Here is a 14,136-nt window from a genome sequence, read left to right on the forward strand (position 1 = left end):
CATGAGCAAGGCCGGAATCACCGTGGCGACGGCGGACCCGCCCGCACCCGCCGTCCGCCGCCTCCCCCGGCGCCGGGGTATCGAACTCGCCCTCATCGTGCTGGCCGTCCTGCTGTCGGTGTACGGCTACTGCGCCGTCGGCTTCGCCCGGCACGGGACGCCGCCGCCCGGCGCCGCCGGCTACGGCGCCGGCCTCGGAGTGCTGGCACTGCTGGCCCACCTGGCGGTACGCCTGCGAGCCCCGTACGCCGACCCGCTGCTCCTGCCGATCGGGGTGCTGCTCAACGGGCTGGGGCTGGTGCTGATCTACCGGCTCGACCTGGAGACCCCCGGTGACCGGGCGGCGCCGGCCCAGCTGGTGTGGTCGACGCTGGGCGTGGCCCTGTTCATCCTCGTCGTGCTGCTGCTGCGCGACCACCGGGTGCTCCAGCGCTACACGTACGTCTGCGTGGTCGCGGCCCTGGCCCTGCTCACGCTGCCGATCCTCTTCCCGGCGGTGAACGGCGCCCGCATCTGGATCCGCATCGCCGGGTTCTCCATCCAGCCGGGCGAGTTCGCGAAGGTGCTGCTGGCGGTGTTCTTCGCCGCGTACCTGGCGGCGAACCGCAACGCGCTGGCCTACACCGGCCGCCGCGTCTGGAAGCTCCAGCTGCCCACCGGCCGCGTCCTCGGCCCGATCGTCGCCGTCTGGCTGGTCAGCGTGGGCGTGCTGATCCTGGAACGCGACCTCGGCACGTCGCTGCTGTTCTTCGGCCTGTTCGTGGTGCTCCTCTACGTCGCCACCGGCCGCACCGGCTGGATCGCGGTCGGTCTGCTACTGGCCGCGCTGGGTGCGGTCGCCGTGGGCCGGCTGGAACCGCACGTGCACAGCAGGATCGAGACCTGGCTGCACCCCTTCGCATCGATCGAGACGGGCGAGGGCTCGAACCAGCTCGCCCAGTCGCTGTTCGCCTTCGCGGAAGGCGGCATGCTCGGCACGGGCCTCGGACTCGGGCACTCGTTCCTCATCGGCTTCGCCGTGAAGTCGGACTTCATCCTGGCCACCGCGGGCGAGGAACTCGGTCTGGCCGGCCTCAGCGCCGTCTTCCTCCTCTACGGACTGCTGGTGGAGCGCGGCTTCCGGGCCGGGCTCGCGCAGCGCGAGCCCTTCGGCCGGCTGCTCGCGGTCGGCCTCGCCTCACTGGTGGCGCTCCAGGTGTTCGTGATCGCGGGCGGCGTGACCGGGCTGATCCCGCTGACCGGCATGGCGATGCCGTTCCTGGCGCAGGGCGGCTCGTCGGTGGTCACCAACTGGGCGATCGTGGCGCTGCTGGTCCGGGTGAGCGACTCGGCCCGGCGCGGTTACGACGGGCAGGACGCCCGGTGACCCGGCACATCCGGCACGCCGGGTACTTCTGCGCCCTGCTGCTGGTGGCCCTGCTGGTGAACGCCGCCCGGGTCCAGGTCGTCCAGGCCCCGTCGTACGACCGCAACCCGGCCAACCGGCGGCCCGACATCGCCCGCTACGAGCAGCCACGCGGGGACATCTGGGTGGGCGGGCGCCCCGTCACCGGCTCCCGGGACACCCGCGAGCACCTCCGCTACGAACGGACCTACACGAACGGCCCGTTGTACGCCCCGGTCACCGGCTTCGCCTCCCAGCTGTACGGCACGACGTTCCTGGAGAGCGCCGAGGACGGCGTGCTGTCCGGCGCGGATCCGATGCTCGCGCCGTTCCCGCTGTGGAACGACTTCACGCGGGCGCGCAACGCGGGCGGGGACGTCGTCACGACGCTGCACCCGGCGGCGCAGCAGGCCGCTTTCCGGGGTCTGGCGGGCCGCAAGGGCGCGGTGGCCGCGGTGGAGCCGTCGACCGGCCGGATCCTGGCCCTGATGTCCGCCCCGTCGTACGACCCCCAGCCGCTGTCCGGCAACGGCTCCGCGGCGGCCCGGGCCTGGGCGCGGCTCACCGCGGACAAGGACAAGCCGATGCTCAACCGGGCGGTGCGGCAGACGTATCCGCCGGGCTCGACGTTCAAGGTCGTCACCACGGCCGCCGCGCTGGACGCCGGCGTGGTCACGGACCTGGAGGCGCCGACCGACTCCCCCGACCCCTACCGCCTGCCCGGCACGCGGACGCGCCTGACCAACTCCTCCAAGGGCTGCGCGGACGCCTCCGTGCGCGAGGCCTTCACCTTCTCCTGCAACACGGTGTTCGCCAAGCTCGGCGTGGAGGTGGGCGTGGGGGGCATGACGGCCACGGCCCGCGCCTTCGGCTTCAACAACAGGGGGCTGAGGATCCCGTTCCCGGTGGCCCGGTCCACGTTCGACACCACCCTCGACGAGGCCCAGCTGGCCCTGTCCTCGATCGGCCAGTACAACACCAGGGCCACGCCGCTGCAGATGGCGATGGTCGCGGCGGCCGTGGCCAACGGCGGCCAGGTGCGGGAACCCTATGTGGTGGAGCGTACGACCCGGCCGGGCGGCAGCACCCTCGCGACGGCTGGTTCGCGGGCGATCCGCCAGGCGATGTACCCGTCCACCGCCGTCCGGCTGCGGGCGATGATGCGGGACGTGGTCGAGAACGGCACCGGGCGCGGCGCCGCGATCCGCGGCGCCAAGGTGGGCGGCAAGACCGGCACCGCGCAGCACGGTCTCGGCAATTCGGGCATCCCGTACGCCTGGTTCGTCTCCTGGGCGCAGGGCGCGCGCGATCCGGCACCGAGGGTGGCGGTGGCGGTCGTGGTGGAGGACGCGGAGGCGGACCGCGGGGACATCAGCGGGGGCGGCGACGCGGCACCGATCGCGCGGGCGGTGATGGAAGCGGTACTGAAGTCACCCTGAGCCGCCGCCCAGTTGATGAGACGGGACTACCGGGCCGCGGGGTGCCCGACCTACCGTTCGGTTCATGACTGAGCCCGCCGCGTACGAACTCGCCCAGGTCAACCTCGGCCGCCTCAAGGCCCCGCTCGACTCCCCGCGGTTGAAGGACTTCGTCGACAACCTCGACCCGGTGAACGCGGACGCGGACGGCGCCGACGGTTTCGTCTGGCGCTTGCAGGGCGAGGCGGGCGACGACGCCACGGACGTGCCCGTCTTCGGCGACTCGTGGCTGATCATCAACATGTCGGTCTGGCGCGACACCGACGCGCTGAAGGCGTACATGTACCAGGGCCGGCACCGGGAGATGCTCGCCCGGCGCCGGGAATGGTTCGAACGCGTCGAGGAGGCGATGGTCGCCCTGTGGTGGGTCCCGGCGGGCCACCGCCCCACGGTCGCCGAGGCGGAGTCCCGCGTGCTGCACCTGCGCACGCACGGCCCGACGCCGTACGCCTTCACCCTGCGGACGCAGTTCCCGCCCCAGGGGGCGACGCCGCTGCTCGGCGAGGTGCCGGAGGGCCTGGGCTGCGCTCTCTGACGGCTGCTCAGCCGCCGGCCGCCCGCCCCGCGTCGATCGCCCCCCGCACCTCGGCCACCCGCTCCCTCTCCTCCGCCGCGAAGCGCTCGGCGTCCAGCTTCTCGGCGATCTCCTCGTCCTCGGACATCAGCAGGTCGAGGTTGGAGTCGCCCATCTCCAGGACGCCCAGGTCGACGTAGGCCTGCTGGAGGCGCTTGCCCCACAGGCCGATGTCCTTGACGCAGGGGACGATGCGGCTGAACAACAGCTTGCGGAACAGGGTGAGGAACTCGGACTGCTCGCTGTACTCCTCCGCCTCGGCCTTGGGGATGCCGAAGTTCTCCAGCACCTCGACACCCCGCAGCCGGTCGCGCATGAGGTAGCAGCCTTCGATGACGAACTCCTCGCGCTCCCGCAACTCGGCGTCCGTGAGCTGCCGGTAGTAGTCGCGTAGGGCCATCCGCCCGAACGCCACGTGCCGGGCCTCGTCCTGCATGACGTACGCGAGGATCTGCCGGGGCAGCGGCTTGTCCGTCGTGTCCCTGATCATGCCGAACGCGGCGAGCGCGAGGCCCTCGATCAGCACCTGCATGCCCAGGTAGGGCATGTCCCAGCGGGCGTCGCGCAGTGTGTCGTCCAGCAGGGACTGGAGGTTGTCGTTGATCGGGTAGAGCAGCCCGATCTTCTCGTGCAGGAAGCGGCCGTAGATCTCGGCGTGCCGGGCCTCGTCCATGGTCTGGGTCGCGGAGTAGAACTTCGCGTCGAGGTCGGGCACCGACTCCACGATCCGCGCGGCGCAGATCATCGCGCCCTGCTCACCGTGCAGGAACTGGCTGAACTGCCAGGAGGCGTAGTGCTGCCGCAGCTCCCCCCTGTCCTCCTCGTTCAGCTTCGCCCAATGCCTGGTCCCGTGGAGGGACATCGCCTCGTCAGGGGTTCCGAGCGGATCGTACGGGTCCACCTCCAGCTCCCAGTCGATGCGCTTCTGGCCGTCCCACTGCTTGTCCTTGCCCTTCTGGTAGAGGGCCAGAAGGCGGTCGCGGCCGTCGTCGTACTCCCAGTTGAAACGGGCCGCGCCGCTCGCCGGCACCTGCCGTACGGGCTCTTCCGGTTCCATGGCGTACAGGTCGAAGCTCGGCATGCCCGCAGGCTCACACGAGGTAGACACCGGGTCAACAAGTAGCGCGCAGGGGATTGACGAGCTTGCTGACAAGCAGTCTCATAAGTACATCAGTGACGTGTGCACAACGAGGTGGGCAACCATGACGACCCTGACGGAAGCCGACGCGCTCGACGGCCTGCGCGACGCCCTCGGCCTGCTGAAGGACCGGGAGCAAGTGGCCCAGCGGCTCCTCGACTCCTCCGCCAAGCACTCCTTCGACCCGGACAAGGAGCTGGACTGGGACGCGCCCTTCGAGGAGGGCAAGTGGTTCTGGCCGCCGGAGCTGGTCTCGCTCTACGACACCCCGCTGTGGAAGCGCATGGGCGAGGAGCAGCGCATCCTGCTCTCCCAGCACGAGGCGGCGGCCCTGGCCTCCCTGGGCATCTGGTTCGAGATCATCCTGATGCAGCTGCTGGTCCGGCACATCTACGACAAGGCGGCGACGAGCGCCCACGTCCGCTACGCACTCACGGAGATCGAGGACGAGTGCCGCCACTCCAAGATGTTCGCCCGCCTGATCTCCCACGGCGACACGCCCTGGTATCCGGTCAGCCGCGCGCACCAGCAGCTGGGCCGTCTGTTCAAGACCATCTCCACCACCCCCGGTTCCTTCACGGCCACCCTGCTGGGCGAGGAGGTCCTCGACTGGATGCAGCGTCTGACGTTCCCCGACGAGCGGGTCCAGACCCTGGTCCGCGGCGTCACCCGCATCCACGTGGTCGAAGAGGCCCGCCACGTCCGCTACGCCCGCGAGGAACTCCGCCGCCAGATGGTGACGGCCCCCAAGTGGTCACAGGAGTTCACCCGCATCACCTCCGGCGAATTCGCCCGCGTCTTCTCGGTGGCCTTCGTGAACCCCGACGTCTACACGAACGTGGGCCTCGACAAGCGGGAGGCCCTCGCCCAGGTCCGCGCGAGCGGCCACCGCCGCGAGGTCATGCAGAACGGCTCCAAGCGCCTGACCGACTTCCTCGACGACATCGGAGTACTGCGCGGAGCAGGCCGCCGCCTGTGGAAGTCGTCGGGCCTGCTGGCGTAGAGGGCGCGGCCACGAGGCGCCCGCACCCGCGCACGGCGAGAAGGGGCCGTGCCGGGGGGTGTCCGCCCGCAGCGGTTGGCGCGTCAACGAACAGCCAGTCGGCACGCAAGTCGATCGCGCCGTTCCGAGGACGGACACCCCCCGGCGCGGCCCCGCCCCGCCCACCCCGCGGAAGGCGAAGACGCGCACCCCCACCGGTCGCCAGGCGAAGACGCACCCCCCGCCCGGCGAGCAAGCGCAAGCACCCGAACACCCACCCGGCGAGCAGGCGCAAGCACCCAAGCACCCACCCGGCGAGCAGGCGCAAGCGCCCGCACCCCGCCCTCGGCATCAGGCGCAGGACGGCGTCACCCGGCCGGCGAGCTACGCACCCCCCGGCCGCCCCGATTACCCTGCGAGGCATGACACCAGCCGCCCCCACCCCCGCCTACCGGCGACTCAGCGTCGAGGAACGTCGTAGTCAGCTGCTCGAGTCCGCGCTGAACCTCTTCGCCCACCGCGCCCCCGAGGAGGTGTCCCTCGACGACGTGGCGGAGGCGGCCGGAGTCTCGCGGCCGCTGGTGTACCGGTACTTCCCGGGCGGCAAGCAACAGCTCTACGAGGCCGCCCTGCGCTCCGCCGCCGACGAGCTCCAGCACTGCTTCGACGAACCCCGGGAAGGCCCGCTCCTCCCCCGCCTGTCCCGCGCCCTCGACCGCTACCTCGCCTTCGTCGACCAGCACGACACCGGCTTCAGTGCCCTCCTCCAGGGCGGCAGCGTCGTCGAGACCTCGCGCACCACGGCCATCGTCGACGGCGTACGGCGGGCCGCCGCCGAGCACATCGTCCGTCACCTGATGGTCGCCGACCCCGGCCCGCGCCTGCGCATGACCATCCGCATGTGGATCACCGCCGTGGAGGCGTCGTCGCTCATCTGGCTCGACGAGGACAAGCAGCCCCCGGCCGAGGAGCTCCGCGACTGGCTCGTCGAGCAGTTCGTGGCCATGCTGACGGTGACCGCCCGCCGCGACCCGCAGACGGACGCGCTGGTCCGGGCCCTCGCCGAGGATGTCCGAGACTGATCCCGTGAAGAGCGAAGACACCCCCTTCGAGGGCGGCCCCATGGACGGCAGGGTCCTGCCCGTCCTCCTCGGCATCACCGGCCATCCGCCCAAGACGTACCGCATCCCCGTGCCGGACCCCGACGGCGGACCGGACACCGTGCTCGTCTACCGCCGTGTCCCCCGGGGGCCGGGCAAGGTCGGCCTGTCCAACCGCTGGAAGTACGAGTACGCCCCGGAAGGCGTCCCACCCCGTCGGCTCAACTGGCCCTGGTCGAAGCCAGCCGCCACGCCGCCCGGCAGGCCGGACGACGCCGACGGGTGACCCGGTTGCGCCGAACCGCGCACACCCGCCGCGCGCACCGCGCGCACACGCCTGATCCTCACGGTGTCCGGCGGCACCACGCCGCCCCCGTAACGGAGGTGATGGCATGTCAGGAAAGCTGCTGCGTCTGGTCTGCATCGCGGCGACGGCGGCCGGAACCGTCCTGGCACCCGTCCCGGCCACGGCCGTGCCCGAGCCGGACACGGAACAGCAGGATGTCGCCACCCTTCTGACAGACCTTCAGGAGCTGTACCGGAAGGCCGAGGAGGCCACCGAGGCCTACAACGCCACCGAGGAGAAGCTCAAGGAACAGCGTGCCGAGACCGACCGCCTGGACCGCGCTCTCGCCCGCGCCCGGCTCTCCCTGCACGACAGCCGGGGCGAGGCCGGCCGGCTGGCCCGGCAGCAGTACCAGAGCAGCACCGACATCTCCCCGTACGTACGTCTGCTGCTGGCCCGCGACCCGCAGCACGCGATCGAGCAGGGCCAGGTGATCGGCCGGCTGGCGCGGGAGCGGGCGGACACCATCGGCAGGCTGACCGGCGACGAGCGCAAGGCCCACGAACTGGCGCGCAAGGCCCGCACGGCCCTGGACCGGCAGCTCGCCCTCGCCGAGCGGCGAAAGAAGGAGCAGGACAGGGTCCGCTCGCGCCTCCACGACGTCGAGGAGCTGCTCGCCTCTCTCAGCCGCGACCAGCTCGCGGACCTGGCCGAGTTCGAGCGGAAGGGCGTAGCGAAGGCGCAGAAGGAATTCATGGCGTCGCGCGCGCTGGGCGACGAGCCCCGCGAAGTCGAGGAACCCGAGGACGGTGAGGACGGCGAGGACGACGGCACGAACGACACGAACGGCACGGAGAGCAGCGGCGACACCGTCCACCGCCCGTCCGCCGAAGGCAGTCGTGCCGTGCGCTGGGCCCTGCGGCAGGTCGGCAAGCCGTACGAGTGGGGCGCCGAGGGACCGCGGACGTTCGACTGCTCGGGGCTGACCTCACGGGCCTGGGCCGCGGCCGGGTCGCCCGTACCCCGGACCAGCCAGGAGCAGTGGAGGCGGCTGGAGCGGATCCCGCTGGACGAGCTGCGCCCCGGGGACCTGGTCGTGTACTTCCGGAAGGCCACGCACGTGGCGATCTACTTCGGGGACGGCCTGGTCGTCCAGGCACCCCGGCCGGGTGCGAAGGTGAAGGTGTCACCGATCGCGGCCAACCCGGTCCTGGGTGCCGTGCGACCGGACCCGGGCGGGGAGCCCCTGCGGCGCTACCGGCCGCCGGAGCTCCCCGAGGGTGCCACGGACGGGTCCGACGAGGGCTACGACGGTTACGCGGCGCCCGCGCCGGACACCTCGGCGAGGTAGGCCTGCGTCTTGGCCGGCTCGTAGAAGAAGTTCTCGAAGTCGGCCGGGTTGTTGAAGCCGTTGGCGAAGCGGTCGGCGACCGGCTGGAGCTCACCGGCGGCACCGATGAGGTTCAGGATGTGCTCCGGCGGCGGCGCGAGCATCGCGTTGGTCCACTTGGTGACGTGCTGGGCGGTGTTCCAGTAGCGGTCGAAGGTAGCGCGCATCCACTCCTCGTCGAACGGCTTGTCGCCGTGCTCGACGATCGAGGAGAGGTAGGCGGCGGCGCACTTGGAGGCCGAGTTGGAGCCCTGCCCGGTGATCGGGTCGTTCGCCACGACCACGTCGGCCACGCCGAGCACCAGACCGCCGCTGGGCAGACGCCCGATGGGGTTGCGGACGGTCGGGGCGTAGCGGCCGGCCAGCGTGCCGCCGGCGTCGGTCAGTTCGACCTTGGTGGCCCGCGCGTACTCCCAGGGGACGTACCGCTCCATGAGTTCCAGGGTCAGGGAGAGGTGCTCCGCGGGGTCCTTCACGCCGTTGAAGGCGTCGAGCGGGCCGCCGGGTATGCCCTCCCAGAACAGGATGTCGGCGCGGCCGGAGGTGCTCAGGGTCGGCATGACGAACAGTTCGCCGACACCCGGCACGAGGTTGCAGCGGACCGCTTCGGTGCCGGGGTGCTCGGGGCGCGGGCCCAGGCCGTGGACGTACGCCACGGCCAGCGCGCGCTGCGGCTCGCTGTACGGGGAGCGCTCGGCGTCACGGCCGAACATCTGGACCAGCTCGCCCTTGCCGGCCGCGACCAGCACCAGGTCGTAGGTGCGGGAGAAGTAGTCCAGGTCGCCGACGGCCGCGCCGTGGATGACGAGCTGCCCGCCTCGCTGGGCGAACGTCTCCATCCAGCCGGCCATCTTCACGCGCTGGTCGACGGACTGCGCGTAGCCGTCGAGCCGGCCCAGCCAGTCGATGGCGCGGGCGGCGGGGCCTTCGGCCCAGGAGCCGGGGGCGGCGACCGAGACGCCGAGTCCTTCGATCTTCGGGGCCTGGGACTCCCAGAAGTTCAGCTGGAGATCGCGCTCGTGCTGCAGGGCCGTGTGGAACATGCACTGCGTCGACATGACCCGGCCGGTGCGGATCTCGTCCGCCGTCCGGTTGGACATCAGGGTGACCTCGTACCCCTGTGACTGGAGGCCGAGGGCGATCTGGAGCCCGGACTGACCGGCTCCGACGACGAGTATCTTCCGCATGCGGGCTGTCCTCTACTCGGGGGTTTCGTCGAGCGCGTGGCCCACGAGGGCCAGGAGGGTCTCGATCACGGAGATCCGGCGACGCGCGTCCATGATCATGACAGGTATGTGTTGCGGGATGGTCAAGGCCTCCCGTACATCCTCCGGCTCGAACAGTTCACTGCCGTCGAAGTGGTTGACCGCGACCACGTACGGCAGCCCGGAACTCTCGAAGTAGTCCAGGACCGGGAAGCAGTCCTTCAGACGGCGCGTGTCGGCCAGGACGACGGCTCCGATCGCACCGCGCACGATGTCGTCCCACATGAACCAGAACCGCTGCTGGCCCGGCGTGCCGAACAGGTAGAGCACCAGGTCGTCGTCGAGCGTGATGCGCCCGAAGTCCATGGCCACGGTGGTGGTGGACTTGCCCGGTGTGGCGGTGAGGTCGTCGGTCGCCTCGCTCGCCTCGGTCATCAGCGCCTCGGTCTGCAGGGGCGTGATCTCCGAGACGGCGGTGACCAGTGTGGTCTTGCCCACGCCGAAGCCGCCCGCCACCACGATCTTCGTGGCGATCGGGGCACGGGTGCGGTCCGTCTCCCAGGCGTGCATGCTCTCGCCGGGCTCGACGAACGGGGATGAACCAGTGACGCCGTGAGCGGCGTCAGAGACGACGGAGTCCACTCAGCACCCTTTCCAGCAGAGCCCGGTCGGGGCGGCCCGTGCCATGGCCGGTACCCGTTCCGTACACACGGATCTTTCCCTGGTCCGCGAGGTCGCTCAGGAGCACGCGGACCACGCCGAGCGGCATCTTCAGCAGCGCGGCGATCTCGGCCACCGTACGCATCCGGCGGCACAGTTCGACGATGGCCCTCAGCTCCGGCATGACGCGGGTGGAGAGGTGGCCGTTCGTCAGTTCCTTGCGCTCCTCCGGGGCGTCGAGCGCGGCCGTGCTCGCCACGAACGTCTCCACGAGGAGGACGTGGCCGAAGCGGGTTCGGCCGCCGGTGAGCGAGTAGGGGCGGACCCGGGCGGGTTTGCGGTCCCCGCCGCGGACCGGGAGGTGATGCTTCGGCGTACTGCTCATCGGGCACTCCCCGTCGTCTGGGAATCCTCCAGGGATTTCCGGAGCTCGCTGCGGAGTTCCGGGGTCAGGACGTGACCGGCGCGGCCGACGAACAGGGCCATGTGGTACGCCACCACGCTCATGTCGCAGGCCGCGGAGCCGTGGACGCCGAGCAGGGAACCGTCACTGATCGACATCACGAACAGGCTGCCCTCATCCATCGCGACCATCGTGTGCCGGACCCCGCCGAAGTCCATCAGCTTGGCGGCGCCGATGGTGAGGCTGCCGATGCCGGAGACGATGGTGGCCAGGTCGGCGGCGGAGCCGCGCGGGCCGGTGCGCTGGGTTCCGCGGGTTTGCAGGGCGTCCCGCGCCTCCTTGTTGCGGTGGTCGTCGGAGGAGAGCAGGAGCAGTCCGTCGGACGAGACGACCGCGACCGAGAGGATGCCGGGGACCTCCTCGACGAGGTTGGTCAGCAGCCAGTGCAGGTTGCGGGCCTCACTGCTCAGTCCGATCAGTCCGAAGGTACTGGGAGCGGTCAACTGCTTGCCTCCTCGACTGTGCCCCCCGTGGATTCTTCGGATCCAGCTGGTCGTGCTGCGCCGGTGGCCGGCCGCTGGTGCGAGGCCGTCCTCTCGGCGATCTCCGCCTCCACGTCGCGGTACCCCGCCTGCGCGCCCTGGCGGAAGCCGCCGAGGCGGCGGCGCAGGGCTTCGGCGTCGACGGAGCCGCTGCGCTGGCGCGGGGCGGTGGTCTGTGCGGTGATCTTCGGAGTGCGCTTGGGGAGGCCCTTGTCGGTGACGCGGTCCTCCGCCTCGTCGGCCACGCGCTCGTGCTCCGGGCTCTCGTCCGGATCCGCGTCCGCGGTGGCCGTGCCGGGTGCGTCCTCGGATGCGAGCGGGCTGCGGGGGCCGGTCGTGCCCCCGGCGGACGCGCTCTCGCGCTCGGCCGGAGAGGGCATCCCCTGCTGCGCCGGGATGAGCAGCTCCATCGTGGTTTCCGCGGGGGACTCCACGGGGGCCGCGGTCTCGGCCGGGGCCGGCGGTGCGCTGTGATCCACCGGTTCGCTGTGAGACACCGGGGCGGCCGTCTCCGTCGCCTCGGTCGTCTCCGTGGCCCCGGCCGGTGCCGTCGCCTCGGCCGGTTCCGGCTCCCCTGCCGGTTCCGGGTGCTGGGCGGCGGAGGTGATCTCGGTGGCCTCGCCCCGCTCGACGGCCTTCTCCGCCAGGGCCACCAGCGGGTCGTCGCCGGAGGCACGGCCGGGCAGGACGTTGGAGTTGGCCTCGGCGTCGGCGCCCGGGAAGGAGAAGGAGTGGGCCGTGCCGGTGAGGGGGCCGGAGGCCGGTGCGGCCACGGCCGGGGCGGCGGCCAGCAGCGTGCGGGGCAGGACGACGACGGCCGCGACACCGCCCTGCTTCTGCTCGCGCAGCTGGACACGCACGCCGTGGCGGTGGGCGAGCCGGGCCACGACGTACAGGCCGAGGCCGAGACCGTCCTCGCCCTCCTGGTCGTACGGCGCCTCGGGGTCGAAGTCGGTGAGGCGGGCGTTGAGGCGCTCCAGCCGCTCCTCGGTCATGCCGATGCCCTCGTCCTGGACGGAGAGCATGACCTCGCCGTTCTCCAGCAGCCAGCCGGAGATCTCGACGGGCAGGTCGGGCGGGGAGAACGAGGTGGCGTTCTCCATGAGTTCGGCGAGCAGGTGGGAGAGGTCGTCCGCGGCGAACCCGGCGATGTGCGCGTGCGGCGGCAGCGCGGCGATCCGGACCCGCTCGTAGCGCTCGATCTCGCTCACCGCGGCCCGGACGACGTCCACGAGCGGCACGGGTCCGGCGGCGTGCTGGACGTGCTCGGTACCGGCGAGGACCAGCAGGTTCTCGCTGTGCCGGCGCATGACCGTGGCGAAGTGGTCGAGCTTGAACAGCGTGGCGAGCCGGTCCGGGTCCTGCTCGCGCTCCTCCAGGTTCTCGATGACGGCCAGTTGCCGCTCCACGAGGCCGAGCGTGCGCAGGGCGAGGTTGACGAATGTGCCGCCGATGGCCGTGCGCAGCCGCTCCAGCTGGGCCGCGGACTCGGCGAGTTCGCCGCGCAGTTCCTCGCGCGCGTCGGCCATCTTCTGGCGCTGTCCGACGAGGTGCTTGCGGTCGGACTCCAGCGTGGTGATCCGCTCGGTGAGGGCGACCGCGTGCGCGTGCAGTGCGTTGACGGAGCGGACGGCCTGGGCGAACTCGTCGTTGCGGCCGGTGAACTTCACCGGCTCCTCGGCCGCCGGGTCGTCGGCCTCGGCGAGGCGCTTGGACCCGAGCCGCAGGACCGCGAGCGGGCGGGTGAGGCTGCGGGCCATGCCCGTGGCGACGCCTACGGCCAGCAGCATGAGGGCGCCGAGGACGGCGATGCGGATCTCCAGCGCGGTGACGTCGTCGTCGCGCAGGGCTTCCAGGTCCTTGGTGCGGCGGTCGTAGAGGGCCGACTCCACGCCGCGCATCAGATCGACGCGGGCGGACAGGGCCGTGTCCAGCTTCCTGGTGCCGGTCGCGAGATCACTGCGGGAGAGCGTCGGCTGGTCGGTCAGGGTGGCGAGGTACTTGTCGGCGGAGTTGACCTCGGTGCCGGTGACCGTGGAGTCGAAGGACGCCCGGGCCGGCTTGGGCGCCGTGTCGCGGAAGTCGGCCAGGGCCGCGTCGGAGCGCAGCCGGGCCTGCTGGGCGGCGGCGCTGAGGGCGTCACGCTGCCGGGTGTCGGCGTCCGAGGAGGTGGAGGTCTCGGTCGGCAGGCCGGTGACGGGGTCGACGACCGTGCCGGTGCTGCGCGGCACGCTCAGGGCGGCGAGCAGCAGCCCGCGGGCCGCGGCGGCCTGCTGGACGGCGGAGTCCAGCTCGGCCAACGCGTATCCGCCTTCGCCCGCGCGCGGCGGGGTCTGCTGCGCCAGTTGCTCGGCGAGCCGGTGCAGTTCGGTGATGGCGGCGGAGTACGCCTGGTGCGCTTCGAGGGCGCTGCTCTTGCCGGTGAGCGCCGCCCTGCGCACGGCCGCTATGCCGTCGAGGTCCTCGCGGAGCGAGGCGGGCGTGTCGGTGTCGGAGCGCAGCTCCTCGACCTGCCGGTCCACCCGGGCGCTGCGCTGCTCGGAGGGCGCCTTGTCCTTGGGGCGTCCGGCCGCGATGTAGGCGGTGACCTCGTCCCGCTCGTCGGCGAGGGAGTGCGCGAGGGTGAGCGCGTCCTGCGTCTGCTCCGCGAGCGTCACCAGTTTCTGGGAGTCGTGGAGCTGGCCGGAGGCGGCCAGGACGGACGGGGTTCCGGCACCGGCGATGGCGGCGGCCACCACTGCAACGGCCACGATCAACCGGTTGCGTACATGCGTGGGACGGCCCTTGCCGGTGGGGGGCGTCGGCTCGGCGCCCTGAACGGGGGCCGTCTGCTTGCCTGTGCGACGAGGCCGCGTCTTCTGCACCGGTGCTCGCATTCCTGACTCGTGAACTCTGGGCCCGGGTGACGCTCCGTCAACTGGTGCGTACTCCCGGTGCACTTCCCGACCCTCCCAGCGCCGGTGGGCAGCGCACGCGCATCACCTGACCCGCCAC

Annotated in this window: 13 protein-coding genes; 7 read left to right on the forward strand and 6 right to left on the reverse strand. The window is 71.7% G+C overall.

Going from position 1 to position 14,136, the window contains the following annotated elements; all coding sequences use genetic code 11:
• Position 1: 1 nt before the first annotated feature.
• The 3 genes from AB0937_RS21780 (at position 2) to AB0937_RS21790 (ending at position 3,397) form a co-directional block, all read left to right on the forward strand.
• Positions 2–1,366, forward strand: a complete 1,365-nt coding sequence (locus tag AB0937_RS21780; protein ID WP_366713825.1) for an FtsW/RodA/SpoVE family cell cycle protein — start codon at positions 2–4, stop codon at positions 1,364–1,366.
• Positions 1,363–2,823, forward strand: a complete 1,461-nt coding sequence (locus AB0937_RS21785) for a penicillin-binding transpeptidase domain-containing protein (protein ID WP_366713827.1) — start codon at positions 1,363–1,365, stop codon at positions 2,821–2,823. Before AB0937_RS21780 ends, AB0937_RS21785 begins: the two co-directional genes overlap by 4 nt.
• Before the next feature lie 64 nt (positions 2,824–2,887).
• Complete coding sequence (locus AB0937_RS21790) at positions 2,888–3,397, forward strand: DUF3291 domain-containing protein (RefSeq protein WP_366713829.1); 510 nt, start codon at positions 2,888–2,890, stop codon at positions 3,395–3,397.
• Between the two features lie 7 nt (positions 3,398–3,404).
• Here the strand turns inward: AB0937_RS21790 and AB0937_RS21795 are convergent, their stop codons facing one another.
• Positions 3,405–4,517 (reverse strand): ferritin-like domain-containing protein, encoded by a 1,113-nt coding sequence (locus tag AB0937_RS21795; protein WP_366713830.1) that lies wholly within the window; start codon positions 4,515–4,517, stop codon positions 3,405–3,407.
• Between the two features lie 121 nt (positions 4,518–4,638).
• Between AB0937_RS21795 and AB0937_RS21800 the strand changes: the two genes are divergently transcribed.
• The 4 genes from AB0937_RS21800 (at position 4,639) to AB0937_RS21815 (ending at position 8,293) form a co-directional block, all read left to right on the forward strand.
• Positions 4,639–5,577 (forward strand): diiron oxygenase, encoded by a 939-nt coding sequence (locus AB0937_RS21800; RefSeq protein WP_366713831.1) that lies wholly within the window; start codon positions 4,639–4,641, stop codon positions 5,575–5,577.
• 401 nt (positions 5,578–5,978) lie between these two features.
• Positions 5,979–6,638 carry a helix-turn-helix domain-containing protein gene (locus AB0937_RS21805; RefSeq protein WP_366713833.1) on the forward strand — a complete coding sequence of 220 codons (660 nt, stop codon included), beginning with the start codon at positions 5,979–5,981 and terminating at the stop codon, positions 6,636–6,638.
• 4 nt (positions 6,639–6,642) lie between these two features.
• A complete protein-coding gene (locus tag AB0937_RS21810) occupies positions 6,643–6,942 on the forward strand; it encodes a hypothetical protein (protein WP_366713835.1) in 300 nt (99 codons plus the stop codon).
• 106 nt (positions 6,943–7,048) lie between these two features.
• On the forward strand, positions 7,049–8,293 hold the full coding sequence (locus tag AB0937_RS21815) for an NlpC/P60 family protein (RefSeq protein ID WP_366713837.1): 1,245 nt from the start codon (positions 7,049–7,051) through the stop codon (positions 8,291–8,293).
• Here AB0937_RS21815 and AB0937_RS21820 read toward each other — a convergent pair.
• Genes AB0937_RS21820 through AB0937_RS21840 form a run of 5 tightly spaced genes read right to left on the reverse strand, consistent with a single transcriptional unit; the run spans position 8,257 to position 14,018 of the window.
• A complete protein-coding gene (locus tag AB0937_RS21820; RefSeq protein ID WP_366713838.1) occupies positions 8,257–9,519 on the reverse strand; it encodes a styrene monooxygenase/indole monooxygenase family protein in 1,263 nt (420 codons plus the stop codon). The genes AB0937_RS21815 and AB0937_RS21820 overlap by 37 nt on opposite strands.
• 12 nt (positions 9,520–9,531) lie before the next feature.
• Positions 9,532–10,179 (reverse strand): ATP/GTP-binding protein, encoded by a 648-nt coding sequence (locus AB0937_RS21825; protein ID WP_234850163.1) that lies wholly within the window; start codon positions 10,177–10,179, stop codon positions 9,532–9,534.
• Positions 10,160–10,582, reverse strand: a complete 423-nt coding sequence (locus AB0937_RS21830; protein ID WP_031110388.1) for a DUF742 domain-containing protein — start codon at positions 10,580–10,582, stop codon at positions 10,160–10,162. The genes AB0937_RS21825 and AB0937_RS21830 overlap by 20 nt, the downstream gene beginning before the upstream one ends.
• Entirely contained in the window at positions 10,579–11,103 is a 525-nt protein-coding gene (locus AB0937_RS21835) for a roadblock/LC7 domain-containing protein (RefSeq protein ID WP_366713840.1), read from the reverse strand. The genes AB0937_RS21830 and AB0937_RS21835 overlap by 4 nt, the downstream gene beginning before the upstream one ends.
• Positions 11,100–14,018 carry a nitrate- and nitrite sensing domain-containing protein gene (locus AB0937_RS21840; protein WP_366713842.1) on the reverse strand — a complete coding sequence of 973 codons (2,919 nt, stop codon included), beginning with the start codon at positions 14,016–14,018 and terminating at the stop codon, positions 11,100–11,102. Before AB0937_RS21840 ends, AB0937_RS21835 begins: the two co-directional genes overlap by 4 nt.
• Between the last annotated feature and the right edge of the window lie 118 nt (positions 14,019–14,136).

Source organism: Streptomyces sp. NPDC047880, assembly GCF_040706515.1.
Classification (GTDB): Bacteria; Actinomycetota; Actinomycetes; order Streptomycetales; family Streptomycetaceae; genus Streptomyces.

Bases quoted from the DNA above. Each gene is read 5' to 3' on its own strand.
- AB0937_RS21780 (WP_366713825.1), top strand. From the start codon at position 2: ATGAGCAAGGCCGGAATCACCGTGGCGACGGCGGACCCGCCCGCACCC.
- AB0937_RS21790 (WP_366713829.1), top strand. From the start codon at position 2,888: ATGACTGAGCCCGCCGCGTACGAACTCGCCCAGGTCAACCTCGGCCGC.
- AB0937_RS21795 (WP_366713830.1), bottom strand. From the start codon at position 4,517: ATGCCGAGCTTCGACCTGTACGCCATGGAACCGGAAGAGCCCGTACGG.
- AB0937_RS21800 (WP_366713831.1), top strand. From the start codon at position 4,639: ATGACGACCCTGACGGAAGCCGACGCGCTCGACGGCCTGCGCGACGCC.
- AB0937_RS21805 (WP_366713833.1), top strand. From the start codon at position 5,979: ATGACACCAGCCGCCCCCACCCCCGCCTACCGGCGACTCAGCGTCGAG.
- AB0937_RS21815 (WP_366713837.1), top strand. From the start codon at position 7,049: ATGTCAGGAAAGCTGCTGCGTCTGGTCTGCATCGCGGCGACGGCGGCC.
- AB0937_RS21820 (WP_366713838.1), bottom strand. From the start codon at position 9,519: ATGCGGAAGATACTCGTCGTCGGAGCCGGTCAGTCCGGGCTCCAGATC.
- AB0937_RS21830 (WP_031110388.1), bottom strand. From the start codon at position 10,582: ATGAGCAGTACGCCGAAGCATCACCTCCCGGTCCGCGGCGGGGACCGC.
- AB0937_RS21840 (WP_366713842.1), bottom strand. From the start codon at position 14,018: ATGCGAGCACCGGTGCAGAAGACGCGGCCTCGTCGCACAGGCAAGCAG.